21 protein-coding genes are annotated in these 22,964 nt (G+C 43.7%); 17 read left to right on the forward strand and 4 right to left on the reverse strand.

What is annotated here, in order from left to right; all coding sequences use genetic code 11:
* Positions 1-39: 39 nt before the first annotated feature.
* The 9 genes from AB5706_RS10715 to AB5706_RS10755 all read left to right on the forward strand — a co-directional run bounded on the left by AB5706_RS10715 (position 40) and on the right by AB5706_RS10755 (position 9,659).
* A complete protein-coding gene (locus AB5706_RS10715; RefSeq protein WP_173772254.1) occupies positions 40-1,008 on the forward strand; it encodes an ABC transporter permease in 969 nt (322 codons plus the stop codon).
* A gap of 24 nt (positions 1,009-1,032) precedes the next feature.
* Entirely contained in the window at positions 1,033-2,088 is a 1,056-nt protein-coding gene (locus AB5706_RS10720; RefSeq protein ID WP_173772256.1) for a nucleoside hydrolase, read from the forward strand.
* A 263-nt stretch (positions 2,089-2,351) separates the two neighbouring features.
* The gene (locus AB5706_RS10725) at positions 2,352-3,242 is read left to right on the forward strand and encodes a ribokinase (RefSeq protein WP_173772258.1); all 891 of its coding nucleotides are present in this window, start codon (positions 2,352-2,354) and stop codon (positions 3,240-3,242) included.
* 420 nt (positions 3,243-3,662) lie between these two features.
* On the forward strand, positions 3,663-4,646 hold the full coding sequence (locus AB5706_RS10730; protein WP_118582021.1) for a D-ribose ABC transporter substrate-binding protein: 984 nt from the start codon (positions 3,663-3,665) through the stop codon (positions 4,644-4,646).
* Between the two features lie 174 nt (positions 4,647-4,820).
* On the forward strand, positions 4,821-5,408 hold the full coding sequence (locus AB5706_RS10735; RefSeq protein WP_173718359.1) for a DUF2291 family protein: 588 nt from the start codon (positions 4,821-4,823) through the stop codon (positions 5,406-5,408).
* A gap of 14 nt (positions 5,409-5,422) precedes the next feature.
* Positions 5,423-6,961, forward strand: a complete 1,539-nt coding sequence (locus tag AB5706_RS10740) for a sugar ABC transporter ATP-binding protein (RefSeq protein WP_173772260.1) — start codon at positions 5,423-5,425, stop codon at positions 6,959-6,961.
* A 19-nt stretch (positions 6,962-6,980) separates the two neighbouring features.
* Positions 6,981-8,027: an ABC transporter permease gene (locus AB5706_RS10745; protein WP_148463202.1), complete on the forward strand. Its 1,047-nt coding sequence runs from the start codon at positions 6,981-6,983 to the stop codon at positions 8,025-8,027.
* A 127-nt stretch (positions 8,028-8,154) separates the two neighbouring features.
* The gene (gene rbsD / locus AB5706_RS10750; protein WP_173716076.1) at positions 8,155-8,556 is read left to right on the forward strand and encodes a D-ribose pyranase; all 402 of its coding nucleotides are present in this window, start codon (positions 8,155-8,157) and stop codon (positions 8,554-8,556) included.
* Between the two features lie 104 nt (positions 8,557-8,660).
* Positions 8,661-9,659 carry a LacI family DNA-binding transcriptional regulator gene (locus tag AB5706_RS10755; protein WP_173772262.1) on the forward strand — a complete coding sequence of 333 codons (999 nt, stop codon included), beginning with the start codon at positions 8,661-8,663 and terminating at the stop codon, positions 9,657-9,659.
* Positions 9,660-9,888: 229 nt separating this feature from the next.
* Here the strand turns inward: AB5706_RS10755 and thrH are convergent, their stop codons facing one another.
* Positions 9,889-10,494: a bifunctional phosphoserine phosphatase/homoserine phosphotransferase ThrH gene (gene thrH, locus AB5706_RS10760; RefSeq protein WP_118582003.1), complete on the reverse strand. Its 606-nt coding sequence runs from the start codon at positions 10,492-10,494 to the stop codon at positions 9,889-9,891.
* A 530-nt stretch (positions 10,495-11,024) separates the two neighbouring features.
* Between thrH and AB5706_RS10765 the strand changes: the two genes are divergently transcribed.
* From AB5706_RS10765 to AB5706_RS10785, 5 genes are all read left to right on the forward strand, one after another.
* Complete coding sequence (locus tag AB5706_RS10765; RefSeq protein ID WP_173772264.1) at positions 11,025-12,707, forward strand: phospho-sugar mutase; 1,683 nt, start codon at positions 11,025-11,027, stop codon at positions 12,705-12,707.
* 179 nt (positions 12,708-12,886) lie between these two features.
* Positions 12,887-13,096 (forward strand): hypothetical protein, encoded by a 210-nt coding sequence (locus AB5706_RS10770; protein ID WP_118581997.1) that lies wholly within the window; start codon positions 12,887-12,889, stop codon positions 13,094-13,096.
* Between the two features lie 516 nt (positions 13,097-13,612).
* On the forward strand, positions 13,613-15,115 hold the full coding sequence (locus AB5706_RS10775) for a DUF4186 family protein (RefSeq protein ID WP_173772267.1): 1,503 nt from the start codon (positions 13,613-13,615) through the stop codon (positions 15,113-15,115).
* Positions 15,116-15,215: 100 nt separating this feature from the next.
* Positions 15,216-16,367, forward strand: coding sequence for an exonuclease SbcCD subunit D (locus AB5706_RS10780; RefSeq protein WP_173772268.1), 1,152 nt, complete (start codon positions 15,216-15,218; stop codon positions 16,365-16,367).
* Positions 16,364-19,675: an SbcC/MukB-like Walker B domain-containing protein gene (locus AB5706_RS10785; RefSeq protein WP_173772270.1), complete on the forward strand. Its 3,312-nt coding sequence runs from the start codon at positions 16,364-16,366 to the stop codon at positions 19,673-19,675. The genes AB5706_RS10780 and AB5706_RS10785 overlap by 4 nt, the downstream gene beginning before the upstream one ends.
* Positions 19,676-19,731: 56 nt before the next feature.
* Here the strand turns inward: AB5706_RS10785 and AB5706_RS10790 are convergent, their stop codons facing one another.
* Positions 19,732-19,830: a DUF6783 domain-containing protein gene (locus tag AB5706_RS10790; RefSeq protein ID WP_334285441.1), complete on the reverse strand. Its 99-nt coding sequence runs from the start codon at positions 19,828-19,830 to the stop codon at positions 19,732-19,734.
* Between AB5706_RS10790 and AB5706_RS10795 the strand changes: the two genes are divergently transcribed.
* Positions 19,816-19,920: a hypothetical protein gene (locus AB5706_RS10795; protein ID WP_319017145.1), complete on the forward strand. Its 105-nt coding sequence runs from the start codon at positions 19,816-19,818 to the stop codon at positions 19,918-19,920. The two genes, AB5706_RS10790 and AB5706_RS10795, sit on opposite strands and share 15 nt — an antisense overlap.
* Before the next feature lie 43 nt (positions 19,921-19,963).
* Here AB5706_RS10795 and AB5706_RS10800 read toward each other — a convergent pair whose 3' ends face one another.
* Positions 19,964-20,623 carry an HAD family hydrolase gene (locus AB5706_RS10800; RefSeq protein WP_173772272.1) on the reverse strand — a complete coding sequence of 220 codons (660 nt, stop codon included), beginning with the start codon at positions 20,621-20,623 and terminating at the stop codon, positions 19,964-19,966.
* Positions 20,617-21,306, reverse strand: a complete 690-nt coding sequence (thiE, locus tag AB5706_RS10805; RefSeq protein ID WP_173772274.1) for a thiamine phosphate synthase — start codon at positions 21,304-21,306, stop codon at positions 20,617-20,619. Before thiE ends, AB5706_RS10800 begins: the two co-directional genes overlap by 7 nt.
* A gap of 247 nt (positions 21,307-21,553) precedes the next feature.
* Here thiE and AB5706_RS10810 point away from each other — a divergent pair, with 247 nt between their 5' ends.
* Positions 21,554-22,207, forward strand: coding sequence for a hypothetical protein (locus AB5706_RS10810; RefSeq protein ID WP_173772276.1), 654 nt, complete (start codon positions 21,554-21,556; stop codon positions 22,205-22,207).
* A 209-nt stretch (positions 22,208-22,416) separates the two neighbouring features.
* Positions 22,417-22,950, forward strand: a complete 534-nt coding sequence (locus AB5706_RS10815; RefSeq protein WP_173773498.1) for a TetR/AcrR family transcriptional regulator — start codon at positions 22,417-22,419, stop codon at positions 22,948-22,950.
* Positions 22,951-22,964 lie beyond the last annotated feature (14 nt).

The raw sequence follows: 22,964 nt of genomic DNA on the forward strand, positions 1-22,964 counted from the left end.
GTTGTAAACGCAATTGCAAAATAAGGAGATGAAACTTATATGAAACGATTTTTGATAAATACACTGAAAGTAATCATGCTGCCTGTAATCGTTTATCTGATCTTCTTGGTTATTTGCTTTGAAAGGTTCAGTAACTGGAATTGTATTTACACAATTTTTATTCAGACGATCATACCTACCATCACAGCATATGCCATTGCTTATGGTAATATCTGCGGAGTATTCGATTTCACCATAGGCTCACGTCTGGTCATCAGCGGTGTTATCGGCGGTCTTCTTGCAGCTCAGTATGGGTTTGCAGGAATGATCCTTGGAGCAATTATCAGTGCTATCGTTGTTGGTGTTATTACAGGTGTCCTGAACTGGTGGTTAAAGATTCCGTCACTTGTATTGACAATGGGTCTGGCAATGGTATTTGAGATTGTTGGTTCAAAACTTGCAGGACATTACGGATTTGTACAAATTGATAATAAATATGCAATTTTTGGTTCTTCTCCGAATATTGTTATTATCTTCCTGTTATCAGCTGTTTTGTTTTACTTCATTTTTAACCATACTGTATTCAGCTTCCATATGAGAGCTGTAGGAAGTAATGAAGTCGTTGCGAAGAACTCCGGTATCAAAACAGATCTGGTAAAATGCAAATCATTTGTATATGGAAGTGTATTTATCGGAATCGCTGCAATCCTTACACTGAGTCAGTCCGGCTCTGTAGGAGCACAGACAAGTCTTGGAAGTGTAACGATTATGTTTAAGCCTTTGATCAGCGTTCTGCTGGCACTGGTATTACAGCGGATTTGTGACCTGACAGTTGGAATATTTATTGCACAGTTTACATTAAACATTATTTTCATCGGTCTGATCGCAGTAGGACTTCCGGATACATTCCAGAATGTTGTACTTGGATTTTTCCTTCTGGTTGTAATGATTTTGTTTGAAAACTCAGGAAGAATAGAAGAATTTAAGGAAAAAAGAGCAGCCAGACAAAAGGCTATAAGTGTTTCATAAATGCTTGGAAAGGAGTTGCAAAAAATGAAATATCCAGTTATAACACCAGAGGAGCGCAGACAGCGTCTGGAACCGCCCCGAAAAAAAATCCACGCTGTCATTGATTCAGATACATATAATGAGGTAGATGACCAGTTCGCAATTTCATATGCAATGCTTTCACCGGAAAAAATACAGATGGAAGCCATCTACGCCGCACCTTTTTCATCAGATTTCTTTGCACGCTTAATGCAGACTGACGGTGTAGCAATTCCAATGACCGGAGATCTTAAGGAAGGTCTTGAATTAAGCTACCAGGAAATCCTGAAGCTGCTGGGACTTCTTGGAAGAGATGATTTCAAAGAGCGAGTATTCCGGGGCTCTGAGAGATACATGACTGTGAAAGACCAGCCTGTAGACAGTGATGCTGCCAGAGATTTGGTAAAAAGAGTTCGTGAATGTGAAGATGTGCTTTATGTAATTGCTATTGGCGAGATTACCAACGTTGCTTCCGCTATTTTGATGGATCCCGAAATTATCAAAAAAATGGTTGTTATATGGTTGTCCGGACAGCCGTTATACTGGCCGCATGCAATTGAGTTCAACCTTGGACAGGATGTGCTGGCTTCCCAGGTAATTCTGGACAGCGGCGTTCCGCTGGTACTGGTACCGTGTATGTCCGTTGCTTCTTATCTTTCTGTTACCGGTCCGGAACTGGAATATCACATTAAAAATAAGAGTGAAGTGGGAACTTATCTTTGCGAGACAGTTACAAGCCAGATGTCCCAGGAGATGGCGCAGAACTGGCTGGATCTTTTCCATCAGACATATTGCGCGGGTCTGGATGATTATGGCGATGAGGGCGCTCCGAAAACAGATTCCATGCTTTCACCTTCCAGAATTATCTGGGATATTTCTACAGTAGGATATGCGGTTAATCCAAACTGGTGCCCTTCCACACTGGTTCCAACTCCGAGACTGACCCAGAATCTGAAATGGGAGTTGGATGATACCAGACATGAGATGAGACTTGTACGATTCATTTATCGTGATGCACTTTTGGGCGATATGTTCAGCAAGCTTCAGAAGGCTCCGAAATAAAAAGTAAGTAAAGAAGCGGCTTGTTCGTGAAAGCGGATTGAGCCGCTCTTTTTGAACAGCGAAGCTGGCTGTAATAGTTGCTGAACAGGGCATGGATAATAAGGGGCAAAATTTAGTTGACGCGGTGAAAGTTCTACAACATAATAGGAATATAAAATACTGTCAGTTCTGACGGATCAGAATCGGACAGGAAAAATATATTTTACATATTTGGGTTCGCTGAGATCACAGCAAAGCGAACATAACAAAAAGGAGGTTTTTACATGAAAGTACTAAATTACGGTTCATTAAACGTAGACTACGTGTATTCCGTAGATCACATCATTGTAGGCGGTGAAACCCAGCATTCTTCCAAGCTGGAAGTTTTCAGCGGAGGAAAAGGACTGAACCAGTCTATTGCACTGGCGAAGGCTGGGGTGCCGGTTTATCATGCAGGAATCGTGGGAACAGATGGAGATATTCTGTTAGAGGCTTGTAAGGAAGCTGGTGTAAACACCAAATATATCCGCAGACTTCCGGTAAAGGGTGGTCATACCATGATCCAGGTGGACAAAAATGCCCAGAACTGCATCATTTTATACGGTGGAACCAACCAGATGCAGACAAAGGAATTTGTAGATGAAGTTCTTGCTGATTTTGGAGAAGGAGACTATCTGATCCTGCAGAATGAGATCAATATGCTGGACTACATTATTGACCAGGCTTATGAGAAAAAGATGAAGATCGTTATGAATCCGTCACCTTTTGATGACAAGCTGAGTACCTGTGATCTCAGTAAGGTTTATCTGTTTCTCGTAAACGAAATTGAAGGTGAGCAGATCACTGGCTGCAAGGATAAAGATCAGATTCTGGATGCTATGGCTGCCAGATTCCCTAATGCACGTTTCGTGCTTACACTTGGAAGTGACGGCGCTGTTTATTACGATGGAAAAGAAAAAGTTTTCCAGGACATTTTCAAGGTAAAAGCCGTGGATACCACAGCGGCTGGTGATACATTTACAGGATATTTCATTGCTGCAGTTATCGAGGGCAGATCCATCCAGGAGGCACTGAGAATGGCTGCAAAGGCATCCTCCATTGCTGTTTCAAGGCCAGGCGCTACACCGTCCATTCCGAGAGCGGATGAAGTGAAGAAAGAGCTGGGAATGTTGTAAATTATGAGCAACATTGCCAGTGAACAGTAACGACATATTCCATAATTTATGCGAGGCAGTCGCCAAAGTCCATGCTTGCATGAGAACTTAGCGGCTGTCTTGTTTTTTTTGTAAGTAATAAACCTAATTACACACCAATTAAACCAAGCCAAATTTGCATGACAGGTTTTACATACTGTTTATAAATGTTTATATAAACGTTTACATAAATGCACTAATGGATGGTTGGGAATACATAGATTTTATAGTAAAAACTTACTAAAATCACAATAAAAACCTTGTGCATTCATACAAAATAGCACATAAAACTAAAAAGATTATTGAAATATTTATACAAACGTTTATAATCAAATTATCAACAGTTCGGAGAGAAAACCGAACAAAAACAGATCTTAATTATATTTCAAGGAGGACGTATTTATGAAAGCAAGAAAAGCAATGGCATTGGCTATGACAGCAGCGATGGTTGGAGGTTTAATGACAGTTCCGGTAATGGCTGAAGAGAATGCAGAATTACTTCCAGGCGGCGGAAGCAAGATCATTTACTGTATCACACCTTCCACATCTAACCCATTCTTCAACACAGAGCAGGTAATTGCGAAAGAAAAAGCTGAAGAACTTGGATACGAAGTAAAATGTGCTTCCCACGATGACGACGCTGCTACACAGCTTGAGCTTTTCGAAGCAGCTATCAACGATGGCGCAGCAGCAATCATTTGCGATAACGCTGGTGCAGATGCTTCCATCGAAGCAGTTCAGAAAGCATATGACGCTGGAATCCCGACTTTCCTTATCGACCGTGAGATCAACCAGTCCGGACTTGCAGTAGCACAGATCGTTGCAGATAACGCACAGGGTGCAGCAGCAATCGCAGAAGTATGGGTTGAGGCTATGAACTACGAAGGCAAATACGCAGAGCTCCTTGGACTTGAATCCGATACAAACTGCCAGGTTCGTTCTGATAACTACCATTCTGTAATTGATGAGTATGAGGATCTTGAGATGGTAGCTCAGCAGTCCGCTAACTGGGATCAGACAGAAGCTTATGAGAAGACAGAAGCAATCCTTCAGTCCAATCCAGAGATCACCGGTATTATCTGCGGTAATGACACAATGGCATGTGGTGCTGTTCAGGCTTGCCTGGATGCAGGACGTAACGACATTAAGATCATCGGTCTTGACGGATCTGACGAAGCAAACGCTTACATCAAATCTGGTGACATGGTTGGTACCGCTCTTCAGCAGATCGCTCTGATTACTGAGATGGCAGTTGAGCAGGCAGACGCTTACCTTAACGGTACAGCTCCGGAAGAAGAGAAACAGCTTGTTCCTTGTGTAGCAATCACAGCTGACAACACAGATTGCCTGAACGCATTTGTTTACACAGAACCAGAAGCTAAATAATCTGGCTGCCAGGAAACAGATTTTTATAAAAAAATGAACGAGTGTTTGAAAAATTATTCGCACAATCTGCATGCCCCGCTTTGTGGTATATTTTGCAGAAAGTCTTTTTAAACACGCTTTGGAAGGCGGTGCGCCAGCGCCGCCTTTTATAATAGAAAGCAGGGAGAGATGATTATGAAAAGCAGAAGAATTTTGGCAGTTCTGGCCGCATGTACAGCAGTAACCTTTACCGGCTGTGGTGTTGTAACTGTAGTACCCATTGGCGAAGAAGCTTCTTATACAGGAAAACAGGAATTTGATTCCGCAGCAGAGTCCCAGGGTGACTGGGGAGCCGTTGTAGCGGACATTTCCGACAAGGCACAGGATCTTTCTGAATTATTAAATGGTGATGGCATTACAGAAACAATTGCAGTAAAAGGCACAGGAAAAATCAAAGAATACAATACAGACACCCCGAAACATTATCTGATAGTAGAACTGGATGGATATACCGGAACTACAGAGGTTCAGGTCCGGACAGATGGACCGAACTCCAGTACCGCCATCCGTGACCTTCAGTCTCTGAAGAATTTTGAAAGCTTTACCAACCAGACGGAATGGTCAAGCTATGGAAAAGAACTGAACAAGCAGGCGCTTGCACAGGTAATTGACCCACTTGGAATCGACGAAAATGTAGTTGGCAAGACTGTTACATTTACAGGCGGCGCAGAAGCCGGTACAGATGCAGTATCTGTTACAGCAGTTGAGCTGACGATTGAATAAAAGGAGGAAGCATTATGTTTGATGATCCGAATGTTGTTCTCCATTGTGAAAAAATTGATAAAATTTATCCCGGAACCAAAGCTCTGGATCAGGTTTCCTTCGATCTTCTGAAAGGAAAGGTAAACGTTCTGATCGGTGAGAACGGTGCCGGAAAATCCACCCTGATGAAGATGATTGCCGGAATCGAGCAGCCTTCAGCAGGTAAGATGTACATGGACGGCCAGGAGGTTTACTTCAAGGATACCAATGCAGCCCGTGCAAAAGGTATCGGAATCATCCACCAGGAACTTTCTCTTTTCCCGAATATGACAGTTTACCAGAATATTTTTATGGGACATGAGAAAAAGAAAGGCTTTTTCCTGGATGACAAGGCCCATTCAGAGGGTGCGAAAAAAATCCTGCAGCGTCTGGAACATGAAATTCCACCGGAAACCATGGTCGGAGATCTTCGTGTAGGACAGCAGCAGATGGTGGAAATTGCACGAAACCTGAACCAGGATGACTTACGTGTCCTGATCATGGATGAGCCTACGTCTTCTCTTTCTGCCGCAGAGGTTAAGGTACTTTTCAAGATTATGAGAGAGCTTCTGGAAGCCGGAATTTCCATTGTATATATTTCCCATCGTCTGGAAGAAATCATGGAGATTGGCGATCACGTTACCATTCTTCGTGATGGAAAATACGTTGCAGATGCTGATGTAAAGGACATTGAGCTCAGCTGGATCGTAGAGAATATGGTTGGAAAGAACACCCAGTATCACCGTTTTGAGAGAAGCATTGACCTTGCCAAACAGCCGAAGGTGCTGGAAATTAAGAATATGTGCCTTCCGAAAAAAGGCGGCGGCTGGACTCTTGACCACGTAAGCCTGGATCTGAAAAAAGGCGAGGTCCTTGGTGTTTACGGACTTCTGGGAGCTGGACGAAGCGAGCTGTTTGAGTGCCTGATGGGACTTCATCCGGAGCACACCGGTGATGTACTCTATGAGGGCAAAAAGCTAAATATCAAAGATGTTGCCGCCCAGATCAAAAACGGTTTTGCTCTTGTACCTGAGGATCGTCAGAGCCAGGGCTTGATCCAGACTCTTGACATCGGCAAGAATACCGCTATTTCTTCTATGAAGGATTATGTAAAAGGTCTGTTCCTTGACGAGAAAGCAGAGAATGCGGCAGTTGACGAGCAGATCAAGGATATCCATATTAAAGTGGCGGATAAGAGACTTCCAATCCTGTCACTGTCCGGTGGAAACCAGCAGAAGGTTGTAATCGGCAAAGGACTTTTGACCAAGCCGAAGATCTTACTTCTGGATGAGCCTTCCCGTGGTATTGATATCGGTGCGAAGACTGAGGTCTTTGAGATCATTCACGACCTTGCGGAAAAAGGACTTTCCATTATCGTTATCTCATCTGAGCTGAAAGAGATCATGGCAATCGCAGACAGGATCGTTGTATTGTCAAATGGCAAAAAGACCGGCGAGCTGACCGGAGATGAGATCACAGAAGACACACTTGTACGTACATCTTATGCCGGACTTGGAACCGGAAGAAATGCGTAAGCCGGGGAGGAGCAGAACAATGAATAACAAAAAATCAAATAATAATCAGTTGTTAATGACACTGTTAAAAGGACGTACCTTTATTGTACTGGTACTCCTGGTCATCTTTTTTACCATTGTAAAAGGAACCACATTCCTGTCAGCATCTACACTGACCATGGTTGCCAAGCACGTAGCCCTGTATGGAATCCTTGCACTTGGTATGACCTTCGTAATCATTACCGGCGGTATTGACCTTTCCGTTGGTTCTGTAGTCGGACTTGTTGGTATGCTTGCCGGTGGTATGATCCAGGAAGGTATTACACTGAAATTTGCAGGTGTAACTCTTTACTTCAGCGTTCCGGTAATCATTATTACCATGCTGGTTGTTGGATGCATCATCGGTACAGTCAACGGCCTTATTGTAACAAAATTAGGTGTAGCACCATTTATCGCTACCCTTGGTACCATGTACATCTGCCGTGGCTTTGCGAACCTTCGTTCCAACGGTGCAACATTCTCCGACATCAAAGGTTATGACGGACTTGGCAACACAGGCTTCAAAATCCTTGGAAGCAATATTGCCGGCATTCCTACCGGTGTTTACATTTTCGCAGTGCTTGCAATTATTTCCGTTATTATCCTGAAGAAGCTTCCATTCGGATGGTATGTACTTGCAGTCGGCGGCAACGAGAAATCTGCTCGTCTTTCCGGTATCAAAGCAGACAAGATCAAAATTATCGTTTACATGATCTCCGGCTTCTGTGCAGCATGGGTTGGTATGATCAACACCGCACAGCTTTCCGCAGCACATCCTGCATCTGGTGATGGCTGGGAAATGAACGCCATCGCAGCTACCGTACTTGGTGGTACTTCCATGAGCGGTGGTTCCGGAACCATTATCGGAACTGTAGTCGGTGCATTTGTTATCGGTGTTATCAATGATGGTATGACAATGTGTGGTGTATCCGAGTTCTGGCAGAAGGTTATCCGTGGTCTGGTTATCATCCTTGCAGTTGTAATTGACCAGACACAGAGAAATCTTCAGGCGAAGATGGCACTTCAGGCAAGAAACGAGAATAAATAATCGAAGCGTGTTACTGGTCACGGAGTGAACAGTAACCAAAACCTTTCTTAATGTTAAAATAATTTGAAAAGTTGAAAAAAATCCGAAAAAGATTTATAGTAATAATCAGAGATGCAGGAGGAATAGCATGAAAAAATCAGGGATTTTAAATGCCCAGCTGATCCGTTGTATCGCAGAGCTGGGACATAAAGATCTGTTTATGATCGGTGATGCAGGAATGCCCATTCCAAAGGGCGTGGAGATTGTAGACCTGGTTGTATGCGGAGGGGTTCCTACCTTTAAACAGGTGATGGATGCAGTGCTGGCGGAGACAGAAGTGGAAGCCTACACCATTGCAAATGAGATTGAGGAAAAAAATCCGGAGCTTCTTGCATATATTCAGCAGAGCCTTCCTGAGGCAGAGGAGAGCAGAATTGACCACGTAGATCTGAAAAAGATGTCTGCACAGTGCAAATTTGCAATCCGTACAGGTGAGTTTACACCTTATCCGAACATAATTTTAAGAGCGGGAGTTGCGTTCCCGGCATAAAATGATCAGAGAAGACGCTGCGAATAACAGGTGATAGCTTGTTTTTGCAGCGTCTTTTTTTCGCAGATGTATGGCATTATTTTACCGACAGAGGAGGAACTAAAATGAAAGTGAGTGTGAGAAAAATCAGTGAGATCACAGGATTTTCTCCGGCAACTGTTTCAAATGCACTAAACTACAAAAAAGGCGTGAATGCTGAGACATCTGCGAAGATTTTTAAAGTGGCGCAGGATCTTGGGTATTTTGAGGAAAATCATATCCGCAAAATAAAATTTGTCATGTTTAAGCGGGATGGTGCTGTGGTTGAGGATTCTCCCTTTTTTATCCAGCTGATTTCCGGGGTGGAACAGGAATGCCGCGCCTGTGGAATGGAAATGCAGATGTGTAATCTGGACAAAAGAGATCCTGGATATCAGGAACAGGCGAAGTGGATCATGAATGACAAGGCGTCGGCCGTGATCCTTCTGGGAACAGAGATGGTGGATGCGGACATTGACCTGATCCGCGGGATGACCTGCCCGTTTATTGTGATTGATTACTGGAAAGAGGATATGAGCTTTGATGCCATGCTGATCAATAATGCAGATTCTGCGCGTATGGCTACAGAGTATCTCATTGCCAATGGACATAAAGAGATTGGTTATCTGCGGGGAGATTTCAGGATCAAACCTTTCCGGTCTCGTTTTGCAGGGTATCAGACAGCACTGCAAAAGGCGGGACTTCCCCTGAGTAAGGACTATATTTTTACAATGGCAACTACCATCGACGGTGCTTACGAGAATATGAAACGGTATTTGTCTGAGAAGGTGAAGCTGCCTACAGCTTTCTTCGCAGACAACGATATGATCGCGCTGGGGGCTATGAAAGCTATGGCAGAGTTTGGAATCCGGATTCCGGAGGACATATCTATTGTGGGATTTGACGACCTTACTTTTTCCTCAATTTCTTATCCGCCTCTGACCACACTCCGGGTGCCGAAGCAGGAGATGGGAAGAGCCGTTGTAAGGCGGTTGCGGGATATTCTGAAAGATAATGACGGGATTAAGATCAAGATGCAGATGTGTACGCAGTTTATTGAGAGGGAAAGCGTGAAAAAGATATAAGAGGTACACAGTTGGGCAACTGATATTCCACGCAGGTCGGTACCGCGCTCCGGTGAACTAACGGTCAACTCTGGCTAAGACGTTCGGGAAAGCCCTCACGCCTAAGTCTATGCAGGTTGTGGATTTTACCTTCGCTAAGAGCGCATCTGAAATGACATGCTTAGGAATAGCAGTTGCCCAACTGCTGTGTATTGGCGGAAACTGGATGGAATCCAAGTTTTACTTTACATTAATTTTTAATTGCCTTCATAATTGCGTCATACAGCTCGTCATATGTTTCATAAGCCGGAATCTCCGGATATTCAGCCTTGATCGCATCCGTGCTCTTGAACAGGAATCCTGCTTTGCTTGCCTGGATCATGCCAAGGTCGTTGTGGCTGTCACCGCTGGCAATGGTGTCGTAGCCGATGGACTGCAGGGCTTTCACAGTGGTATATTTGGACTTTTCGCAGCGCATTTTGAAATCAGTAATTTCGCCATTTTCGCCCACTACCAGTGTGTTGCAGAAGATGGTAGGATAGCCCAGCTTTTTCATAAGAGGACCTGCGAACTGGGAAAAGGTGTCACTGAGTATGATAACCTGAGTCTGTGCTCTTAATTTGTCCAGAAATTCCCTGGCGCCTGGAAGCGGGGCGATCTTGGCGATGGTCTCCTGGATTTCTTTCAGACCAAGACCATGCTCTTTCAGAATGTTCAGGCGGTATTTCATTAATTTATCGTAATCAGGCTCGTCTCTTGTGGTTCGTTTCAGCTCCGGAATGCCGGTTTCTTCGGCAAATGCGATCCAGATCTCCGGGACAAGCACACCTTCTAAGTCTAGGCAGACAATTTCCATAATCTCCTCCGTTCTGCAGCTGTAAAGATTGCTGCAATTGAATTTTATAGTGTTTTTCAAATCTCAATGTCAGATAAAGGGAAAGCAGTTAGGATGGTTGCTTTCGCACATTATCTTATTATAGCGTAAAAAAGCCGGGAACGCTATACCTAAATTGATAATGTGAGAATGGAATGTTCCCTGTGGTTACTGTTCACTCCGTGACCAGTAACTCGCTTCGCGATGCACAGAAAAACGAACCTTCTTGTGACAAGCACAAGAAGTAGCGTTTGCTGCGCAAACTTAATTCTCGGGTTTTCTGTGAACTTTGTTCACAAAAAACACCTCGCGGAATGTTACCAGTGAACAGTAACTCCCTGTGAACTGCGACTGAAATGTATAATTGTCGGAAATTAGTGGAAAACAGAGAAAAAATGTCTGGTAGAAATTTGTTGCTTATATTGCCGTTTCGTGAAAAATGTGGTATATTATTAATATCTGTAGTAATATTCGACAAAATAAATAGAATAATAATGGCAGGAGTGGTTAAAATGTATAACGAAGAGTACAAGCGCTGGATGGCAGCGGATCTCGAGGATGCAGATCTGAAACCAGAATTATCTAAGATTGAAGGAAACGACGAAGAAATTAAAGATCGTTTTGCAGTAGCTCTGAAATTTGGTACAGCAGGACTCCGTGGAGTTCTTGGAGCAGGTACCAACCGTATGAATATCTATGTAGTGCGTCAGGCTACACAGGGGCTTGCTAACTGGGTGAAGACTCAGGGCGGCACTCAGACCGTTGCAATCAGCTACGACAGCCGTCTGAAGAGTGATATATTTGCGAAAACAGCAGCAGGAGTTCTGGCTGCCAATGACATTAAGGTCAGAATTTATGATGCATTAATGCCTGTACCGGCCCTTTCCTTTGCGACACGCTACTATGAGTGCAACGCGGGTATTATGGTTACCGCATCTCATAACCCTGCTAAATATAATGGATACAAGGCTTACGGCCCGGATGGCTGCCAGATGACAGATGATGCTGCGGCTATCGTTTATGATGAGATCCAGAAGACAGACGTTCTGACTGGTGCGAAATATATGTCCTTTGCAGAGGGCGTTGAGGAAGGTCTGATCCGCTTTGTTGGTGACGATTGCAAACGTGCTCTTTACGATGCAATCGAGTCACGCCAGGTTCGTCCAAGTCTTTGCAAGACAGCAGGACTAAAGCTGGTTTACAGCCCGCTGAATGGTTCCGGACTTGTGCCGGTAACCCAGATCCTGAAGGATATCGGAATCACAGATGTAACAATTGTTCCGGAACAGGAATACCCGAACGGCTATTTTACCACATGCAGCTACCCGAATCCGGAGATTTTCGCAGCTCTGGAGCAGGGACTGAAGCTTGCCAAGGAGACAGGAGCAGATCTTATGCTTGCTACTGACCCGGATGCAGACCGTGTTGGTATTGCCATGAAATGCCCGGACGGTTCCTATGAGCTGGTAAGTGGTAATGAAGTGGGAGTTCTTCTTCTTGACTATATTGCAGCTGGCCGTATCGAGAAAGGCACAATGCCGAAGAACCCGGTTGCAGTGAAATCTATCGTTTCCACACCTCTTGCAGACGCAGTTGCAGAGCACTACGGTGTAGAGCTTAGAAGCGTACTTACCGGATTTAAGTGGATCGGTGACCAGATCGCACAGCTCGAGGCTGCCGGTGAAGTGGACCGTTTCATCTTCGGATTTGAAGAGAGCTACGGATACCTTGCAGGACCGTACGTACGTGATAAGGATGCCATTATCGGATCCATGCTGATCTGTGAGATGGCTGCATACTACAGAAGCATTGGAAGTTCCTTGAAGCAGAGACTTGAGGAGATTTACGCACAGTATGGCCGCTACCTGAACAAGGTTGACAGCTTTGAATTCCCGGGACTCAGCGGAATGGATACTATGGCAGGAATCATGCAGAAATTCCGTGACAACCCGCCGGCAGACATTGCAGGCTACAAGGTAGTGAAGGTTACCGATTATAAGAAGCCTGAGGAGACCGGTCTTCCAGCAGCAAATGTTCTCATTTACAAACTGGAGAATAACGAGACAGTAGTTGTTCGTCCATCCGGAACAGAGCCGAAGATTAAGATTTATTACACTACACTGGGTAAAGATCTTGCAGAGGCAGAAGCTGAAAAAGAGAAGCTGGCTAAGGCATTGGAGCCGATGATGGCTTAAGCGAAGTATATAATCGTATAGTGAATAATCGCCCCTTGCGGAATGATTCCGCAGGGGGCTTTTTACGCTGTTTGTAAATTTTTTCTTTATTTGAAGTGAAAATCCCCATTAAGTTGTTGATTACAGTAAAGGGCAGACCATATTGTATAATGCCTGAAAAGAAAACGAGGTGACAATTTATGCTGACGCTGTTATTTATCATTTTAATGTTTGGTATATTTGGCAAAATGATCGGACTTGCCTTCCGCGCAACCTGGGGAATTACGAAAATCTTTTTTCGTCTGATATTCCTTCCCCTTGTCCTGATCGGATTAGTTCTGGGAGGTCTGATCTACATAGCACTTCCCCTTCTTGTGATAGTTGGGATTATCATGCTGGTATTGATGTAATATATTGATAGAATAAAAAATAGATGAAAATACAATCGAAAATATGTTCACTTTGCCAGATGACAAAAAGCGACAGATATGGTAGTATAGATACATCAACGAAAGAGAAATACGAAAAACACTTAAGAAATCTGAAATACGAAAGAAAGCAATAAAGCACAAAAGAATCTGAAAATACAAAAGAACTTAGAAGTACGAAAGTTCTGTGTTTCACCAAAGATTTGTAAATTACTAAAGATTCATAAGCCGCTAAAGATCAACCAAAATACCTAAGATCAATAAGAAAACGAAAGATTTTCGAAACACATCCGATAAAATTATAACAAGACACATCAGAAAAAATGGCTGGGAACTAGTTTCCCAGCCATAAATCATAACAATATCCAACCGATTCCCATTTATAATGACATCTACTCAGAGTAAGTTAAATTGGAAATTTATAGCCCTTTTACTTGAAATAATGTATACTGAAAGAATATGAAGACAAAAACGAAATAAAAATATCGGGAATATATAATGAATACACAAGATGCAATAGAACTTCTGGGGATTGCCCCAGAAGATGATGAAAGGGAAATTAAGCGAAAATATCATAAAATGATCAGCCGTTTTCATCCGGACTCATTGAATGAAGTAGGGGAAGCCCATATTCAGCGCGCACAGGAGATAAATGAAGCGTATCGGATACTGAGCCAGAGCGATAGCCGGGAAATGCAGAACGTATATGGAACGGAAGTTTATGGAACAGAGGCTCATGGCACAGACAATCATAAATCTGGGAAGAGGGAACAGCATCAGGAATGGTCTGGTGAATGGAACGAGGCTGCTTTTATACCAAGGAATATTTATCTGCACTATAGTATGAATCTTTCTGAAGAAGAACGAAAGGAAGCCCAGGGGAAACTGTATTATCAGGCTGCCTGTGGAAAATATATGTGGGATCCGGAGGAAGAGGATTTCGCGCTTTTTCTTACCAGTATTCGTCATGCAGCGGCAGTCCTCCTTGAGAGAACGGAGAATGCCGTAAACGCAGAAGACTTATCTTCTGTACCAGATTTGAAGGAATACCGTTTTCGCATCCAGGCGAAGCTGTTTGAATATCTTTCTATGCAATATGTGAACCCATTACTGGTTCTGGATTCCCTGATGAAACCAGAGAGCACAGATAGGAAAGGTCAGAGAATTTATCGGGCTAAAGCATTTCTGGCGGCAGAAGCCGCATCCCCGGAAGGCAGGCTTATAGCAAGCTTGCAGTCTGGCGAATATCTGTTTCCAAAAGCTTTCCATGGGAATCAGATTCAGCTTATGAATAAAGACAAACAGGTATTGGGGTATCTTCATATGGAAGATGACCGGCTGTATTTTTGCATTATTCCTCTTCTGAAGAGGCATGCAGCGCAGGTGAAATTTCTGGTGCAGGAAGAAGGCGGTGGAACAAATGAAAAAAATGAAGGAATTAATAATACGACGAATAGTAGTAACTTCAGAAATAGCGGCAGAGGAATAAAGCGTGGAAACAATAAGCTGAAAGTTAATATAGATTTCTATTTTCGTTTAGAGGATGAGAACTATACGTATAATAGTTCAGAGCTTAATTTGAAAATTGCAGAAATATTGAATGGATATGAGAAGTATTTGCGAAAATATGATCCGGAACAGGACCAGTTTTGTGATCTGTTTGCCCGCCTGTCCCGCTCGAATTTTCGCAGTCGTTTTCATCTGAAGGATAAGGATATACAATATATCCGGGAGAAAGGAATGGATACCATCCGCAGTCATGCCTCAGATTTTGTGCGAACACGTTTGGCTCCGGCTCAGATTCCCAATGATGGCAAACAGACTCCAATGCGCGGGCACCCTGTATTCCTGGCTCAGCATGCTACTGGCTGCTGCTGTCGGGGATGCTTGTATAAGTGGCATAGAATTCCAGCAGGAGTGCGGCTCACAGAAGAGCAGCAGGAATACATAGTAGATGTGTTGATGGCATGGATTGGGAGAGAATATAACAGAAATGCATAGGGCTGTGAAGTTGGTTTTATATATACAATCGGTAATAGTAAGGTATATGAAATATATAGTTTAACTGGAATTTTGAGAAGATAAGAATGGGGAACGGTTTATGAGAATATTTCACTTATCAGATTTACACATTGGCTTGAAATTAATCAATCGTGATCTCAGAGAAGATCAGGAATATATACTGGATCAAATAATTCAGAAGGCCGCAGAGAAAGTGCCTGATGCGATCGTGATCGCAGGGGACATCTATGACAAAGCAGTTCCGTCTGCAGAAGCAGTGGAGGTGTTTGATCATTTTATCGGAAAGCTGCGAAATGCAGTTTCGGATTCTGTAATTATGATGATCAGTGGAAATCACGACAGTGCACCTCGTGTGAACTGTTTTCGGAGTGTGCTTGACCGTCAGAAAATTTATATGATCGGAATACCGCCGCAGACAGAAGAAGATCATATTGAGAAAGTGGTACTCCAGGATGAATATGGGCCGGTGAATTTTTATTTGCTTCCCTTTGTGAAGCCTTCCATGGTGAAGCTGATCACTGGTACAGATGAGAATGGAAATAATCTTTCTTACAATGATACGATCCACAGACTGATAGAACGTGAACAGGTCAACATAGACCAGAGAAACATTCTGGTCAGCCATCAATTCTATCTGCCCATGGGGGAGAATGCAGAAGAAATTGAACGAATGGACTCTGAGATCCGGACAGTAGGAAATATTGACCAGGTGTCAGCCGATATTCTGCAGAAATTTGACTATGCGGCACTGGGGCATATTCATAAGCCAATGAAAGCAGGCGGCGAGTTTTATCGCTATTGTGGAACGCCGCTGGCATGCTCTGTAAGTGAAGCAGGTCAGAATAAAGGAATTATAATGGTTGACATAAAACAAAAGGGCGAAATCACTACAGAAGTAATTCCACTGGAACCGCTGCGCCAGATAAAAGTGATCAAGGGAGATTTAGAGAGTGTTCTGGCACAGCGCTGTAAAGATTATGTGACAGTAATTCTTACGGATAAGGTGGATCTGGACGTAATTGATATGCAGGATCGTCTGCGTCTGGCTTTTCCAGGGCTTCTAGAGATACGCCGTGAGACTGTGCGGCAGGTTGATTATACCAGACATGCAGACAGTGAGCGTGAATTGAATCCATTTGAACTTTGCTGCCAGTTCCTCGGAAATGCAGATGCGGAAGAGCAGGAAATTCTTCAGGAGGTTATCAATACAGTACAGGAGGTGACGAAATGAGACCTGTGAAACTTATCATGCAGGCGTTTGGTTCCTACGGAAAACTGACACAGATCGATTTTCAGGAGCCGAATCAGAATCTGTTTCTTGTGACCGGAGACACCGGAGCAGGAAAAACAACTATATTTGATGCCCTTGTATTTGCTCTTTACGGTGAAGCCAGCTCCAGTACAAACAAGAAAGATGGTGTTGTACTGCAAAGCCAGTATGCAGAGTTGAACGTTGAACCATTTGTAGAGCTTGTTTTTTCCGAAGGGGCAGGAGAAAATAGCCTGCTGTATACTGTCCGCCGTGTTCCCAGACATCTGAAGCTTCTGACAAGAGGGGCGGGGAAAAATACAGGAAGTCGTGAAGTACCGGGGTCTGTCAGCCTGATCATGCCAGATGGTACCGAATATCCACAGAAGGAAGCTGACAGCAAGCTGGGGGAGATCCTCGGTCTTACCAAAAGCCAGTTTATGCAGGTTGCCATGATCGCTCAGGGAGAATTTATGGAGCTTCTTCGTGCAAAATCTGATGATAAGAAAGTCATCTTCCGGAAGCTGTTTAACACTGAATTATACCAGAATATTGTGGACGAGCTGATGAATCGCAAGCGTTCCCTGGAAAAAGAGATTGCCCAGATCAAAACTGCATGTCAGACTGAAGCTGCCCATGTGGTAATTCCCCAGGAATATGACCAGTGGCAGGAAATAGAAGGGCTAAAAAAGCAGGTTTTGAATGGGGAAATTGTAGTGATGGATTGCTTTCTGGATCATCTGGGCGAGTTATGCAGAACACTGGAGAAAAGTGTGAATTTTACCTCGAAAGAATTACAATCCGCATCAAAACTCCGCGACGAAAAAAGGGATATCTACAACAGTTCCATTCAGCTGACGAATTTATATGCGCAGCTGGAAAACGCTGAGGTTCAGCTTTCTGAATGTGGGAAAGTGGAAGCACAAATAGGGGAAAAGACCATTCTGTCAGAGAAAATTAAGAAAGCATACGAAATAAAAGGCGAATACGCACGCTGTCAGGATGCCTTGCGTAATATGCAGACATGTGAGAGTGCCTTAAAGGAGCAGCAGGAACGAGCTCCTTTATTAAAAGAACAGTCACAATCTGTCATTCAGACAGCGAAGGCGGTGAAAGAAACGGCAGAGAAGGAGCTTAAGGCGTACACCACTATTTATGAGCGCGTGAATAAAGAAGTGAAGCTCCTTAAGCAGATCAAGGAAGCAGAAAAAAGTGTAAAGACCAGCCAGCAAAATCTGACCGCAGCGCAGGCCGCAGACCGCAAAGCCAGAGAAGATCTGGAGAAAATGGAGAAGCAGGAAGCAGACTGGAGGGCTCAGTCAGAGAAGCTGACCGACACTAATGAGAAAATTGCTGTCTGGAAAGGGAAAAATCAGGAACTGGAAGTACTTGGCATTGAAGTACAAGAAACGGAAGATCTTCTTAAAGGTGTAGAAACACAGAAAAAACTGGCGAAGAAAGCACGAGAGACATACCAGAAGAATAGAATCAGATATGACGCAAAGAGCCAGGAATATGAGTCTATGCGGAGAATTTTTCTGGATGAGCAGGCTGGTTTTCTGGCACGCGAGCTTCAGCCGGGGAAACCATGTCCTGTATGCGGCGCAATAGAACATCCGAATCCATGCATAGCTTCTACCCTTCATAGAGATCTCACCCGTGAGCAATTGGAACTGGCAGAAAAAGAAGTTTCTGAGCTTCGAAACAGGCAGGAACAGTCTGCCGGTGAAGCAAGGTCAGCTGTGGATATAGTTGCAGAAAAAGAACGACTTTTGGAAGAGACAGGAAGGAAGCTGTGCACGCGTATTTTAAATGATCATGAGCAGTTCCCGGAAGCAGGAATGCTGGAAGTATTTGATTCTTTGGGAGACAATATAAAAAATTTCCAGGAGAGCAGAAATTCAGAAGTCCCTGGTGCAGCCCAGGATCAGATGGCGGATAAAGAGTGTAATTGGAATGCCTTGCTGAAGCAGATACAGACACTTCTTGGAACCTGGAAAACTTTATTACAGGAAGAGGGTACAAGACTTAATACAGCCCAGAAAACATTGCGTAATCTTCAGGATGCTCTGGGACAGGTAGAAGAGCGGAAGAAATCAGGAAAAACTGCCGTAGAGGAATGCGGACAAAAGCTGACTGAGGCAGCAGCGTCAGCCAAGAGCGCAGAAGCTCTTCTGAAGCAGTTGAATGATTCCCGGGAATATCCATCAGAAGAGGCGGCTATGACAGAGTTTAACCAGGCAAAAGGAAAATGGAAAGCTGCAGAAGCTGCTTCCAAGGAAGCTGAAAAGAAAGAAAAAGCGTCTTCTGAAGAGCTGGTTAACTGTACCAGCTTGATTAAACGATTTGAAGGGGAACTTCCAGATCACCAGAAGCTTTACCAGGAGCGGCAGGCCTTTTATCAGACTTTGATGAATGAGAAAAATATGACAGAGGCAGAATGGGCGGACATAGCAGAGAACTATACCCGTGAAACAGCGGAGCTTTTGCAAAAAGAAGCAGACAGCTGGCAGCGAAAAAAACTAGCCGCACAGACCACTGCAGAAACAGCTGGAAAAGCCATAGATGGCAGGAGCAAGCCAGATATGGAAGCTGCCAAGTCCCAGATGGAGGAAGCTGAGAAAGTACGGCTTCAGACTCAGACGAAACTGGAACTTTATAAAGAACAGTATAAAGCTGATAAAGAGGCATATGATATTCTTAGCCCTCAGATGGAGAAGCGAGGTAAAATCATTGAAAAGCATACCAAGCTGGAAACTCTTTATAAGCTGTTGTCTGGAAATATGTCCGGAAACCGTATGGATCTTGAAACCTATGTGCAGAGATATTACCTGGAGAAGATTCTTTATGCGGCCAATCGCCGCTTTGCGAATATGTCTGCCGGACAGTTTGAACTTCGTATGGTAGACGAGGAGAATGCGGGGAAAGGCAAGAATCGTGGTCTGGATCTTATGGTATATTCTAATGTTACCGGCAAAGAGCGTGAAGTCCGTACCCTTTCCGGAGGAGAATCCTTTATGGCAGCCCTGGCATTGGCACTTGGAATGGCAGATCAGATCCAGGAGAGCTCTGCAGCGATACATCTTGATGTAATGTTTGTGGATGAAGGCTTCGGTTCCCTTGATGAGCATTCCAGAGAACAGGCGGTAAAGGTTCTTCAGGAACTGGCGGGAGGAAGCAAGTTGATTGGAATTATTTCTCATGTGACCGAGCTGAAGCAGGAGATTGAAGATCAGCTGATCGTCAGCAAAGACGAGAAGGGAAGTCATGTGAAGTGGCAAATAAGCTAGTACATCGAATATTAAGTAACTGCCATATTGACTTGTCTGATTTTTCATCTGCTGCGTCAATATAGCAGAAACTTAATTTTCGATGTACTAGAATCTGTTTGAAAAATCATTCCCGCAATCTGTACGCTCCACTTTGCGGTATATTTTGCCCGAATTCAGTTGCCGTAGCTCGCTACGGCTCCTTCCTCCATCTTGCATATGAAGAAATCATCCTGCGTCAATGTAGTAGATACTTGGTTGAATAAAGAATATCGGGAAGCAATTAAGCTTCCCGCCAAATAAAAAGTTCTATAGATTTTTTGTAAAATTAATAAACTCTTCCGACTCACCGTAATCATGAATCCGACAGTTTGCCAGACGCTGTATTTCCTCTTGATTTTCTTCATGAGAGTCGTACACAGCAGTGGTATAGAAGCCATCTTTCTTAGCTGTAGTAAGGGCATGAAGAGAATCTTCAAAGACCATGGTATTGGTTCGGTCAGTGCCAAGAAAGTTCAAGGCTTCCCGATAAATGGTTGGTTCGTCCTTTCCGGCACCCACAGAGGAGCAGGTAAAGATTTCACTGAAATAATCAAGCACTTCGCAACGTGCCAGGGCAGCTTCCACGAGGGAGCGCTCTGTAGCAGTGGCAATACACATTTTGACTCCGGTCTCATGAAGCTGAGCCAGAAATTCTTTCAGATGAGGCTTCAGCTGAGCTTCATAGCGGTAGAAATCATCTACAATTGCTACAGCACTCTTGATCAATTCATCTTGGGTCTGTTTTACACCATAGTGCTCAATAAAATAGTCAGCTGCCTGGTGGAGACTCATAGTGGCGATTGCTTCATCCAGATCCGGTTCAGGTTCAATTCCCTGGTTTCGCAGGTAATTTTCGCCTACATGATCCCAGGCTGACATAGAATCCAGAATCGTACCATCCAGATCCCAGATGGCACCCCTTAACATGAAATTCCTTTCCTGGAAGATGCATTGTCTTTGGAAATACAAGTAGAATCTTTCATTTTGAGAGTAAGCTCTTTAAGCTCTCTGGTTGCTTTTGTAATATCTTCAGCTGCAAAGATGGCACTTACAACTGCAATTCCGCAGATACCGCTTCCAGCCAGCTCCATTACATTGTCATGTGTAATTCCACCGATAGCAATAACGGGAATATTTACAGCCTCACATATTTGTTTTATAGTTTCATGGCTGATATTGCCGGCATCTTTTTTGGTTCCGGTTTGGAATGCGGCACCTACTCCCAGATAATCTGCGCCATTTTTTTCAGCAAGAACAGCCTCTTCAACTGTATGCGCAGAAACGCCGATGATTTTGTCAGAACCGAGGATGGCTCTGGCATTACCAGCAGCCATATCCTCCTGCCCTACATGAACGCCATCGGCATTGATTTCTTTTGCAATTTCTACATTGTCATTGATCACGAATGGTACATGATAGCGCGCACATAACTCTTTGATTTCCGCAGCTTCTTTGAGAAAACTATCTGTATCCAGATTTTTTTCGCGTAGCTGAATGAAGGTAGCCCCACCTTTTAAGGCTTCTTCGACCTGGTCATATAAAGTTCTGCCATTTAACCAGCTGCGGTCAGTAACGGCATAAAGTAAAAGATCTTTTTTATTGCAGTTCATTGGTAAAACCTGCCTTTCACATGTAACTTGTGCGTCAAACACACTCTAATACATTATATAAAGCTGAATCTGGAAAGTAAAGGTAATTATTAAGCTAGAGCCTGTTTCTGCGAAGATCGAGAATCGTAACCCATAATGTTTGTTACATGAACAGGAACCTGTACATTGAAAAACGAAAAGTGATATGTTAGACTAATATTAAAATTGTGTTTTTGTCGGTTCGCAAAAAAGAGAGGCAGGTTTGATTATGGATCAATTTGAGCAGATGAAGGTGACACGGCAGGCGATGAATGGCAAGATGTGTCTGATGTTTGGTGGTATTTTCCTGATGTTTTCAGCCATTACCTCCACGATCATGTATGGAATCAATTTCTTTATGACAGCTCTGGAAGCAGATAAAGGAACTGCAGAGTATGTAGAACTTCTTGAGAATGCCGGAGTGGGAAGTGGACTTCTGAAAGGGATTGGTATTTGTTTTATTGCAGTAGGAATCTGGGAAGCTGTAGTTGGATTTCTATCTGTAAGAAATTCCAACAGAGTAGATAAGAGCAGATTTTCTGTGAAACTGGCCATATCGCTTCTTATAACAGAGATTGTCATGCAGGTAATTCTGTTTTTTACCGGATTGATGAATCTGGGGCTTCTTTTTACAGCCATTGTGCTTCCGCTGTTTTTACTTTGGGGTGCCACCCGTTTAGGCAAAGTTGCCCAGGCTGATCCGGAACGCAAATTTGCAGTAGACCCAGCCAGGAAGAAATCCTCTCAGCAATCTCAACCGGCCGCCCCGAAGAAGAGCATTCGTGAGAGAGCCGCTATGCAGGTGCGAGAAGATGCAGTGGTACCAGAGAAACAAGATACTGTAGATGAGGAAAATATTGCAGATTCAGAAGAGTCAAATTAGAAACTCAAAGTATGAATATAAGCATTATTGGAAAATGCAGTGGGTATAAGCGTCATAGGAAAATTGTTAAAGATATATAACCTGTGAAATTGTATGAGCTGTAGTTAGTCGTTGTTGCCGATAATATGATTTGCATGTAGCTATTAAGGTATAAGAATTAGAGACTGTTTATGATTCAACACCGGATAAAGGAAAGAGAACCACAGTATATGGACATGAAAGAGATCATCGCAGAAGCAGCCCGTAAGCTGATTCTGGAGAAAAAAGTAAAGAAGCTTACAGTAAAGGATATTGTGGAAGAGTGCCAGATCACCAGGCAGGCATTTTACTACCATTTCGAAGGAATACCGGATATGATTCAGTGGAGCATAAAGCAGGGAACCAGGCGGCTGCTAGAGGCGTGCAAAGAGCAGGGCGGCGCAGAAGCAGCGCTGAAGTATCTGTTTGTTTTTGCCATCAATGCTATACCCGAAGTGCGAAAAGGAATAGAAAGTAATTATGGAAAAGAACTGGAACAAACCCTTATGCAAGGAACCTGCGAGTTGTTTGAGAGCATTGTGGAGGAAGAAAATTTGTACCGGAACTACAGCCGCCAGGAACTGAAGTTGATCCTCCGTTACCATAGCCATGCTATCTTTGGTATTTTCCAGGACTGGACACCGGAGGATACGAAGAATCTGGATATGATCGTACACGAAGTCTATTTGATTATGATGGGAAAGAATGCTCCAGAAGAACTATAAAATATCGTTTGACT

It is taken from the genome of Ruminococcus sp. RTP21484sp1_RTP21277st1_D2_RTP21277_210401, assembly GCF_040924225.1.
GTDB classification, from domain to species: Bacteria; Bacillota; Clostridia; order Lachnospirales; family Lachnospiraceae; genus Blautia_A; species Blautia_A faecis.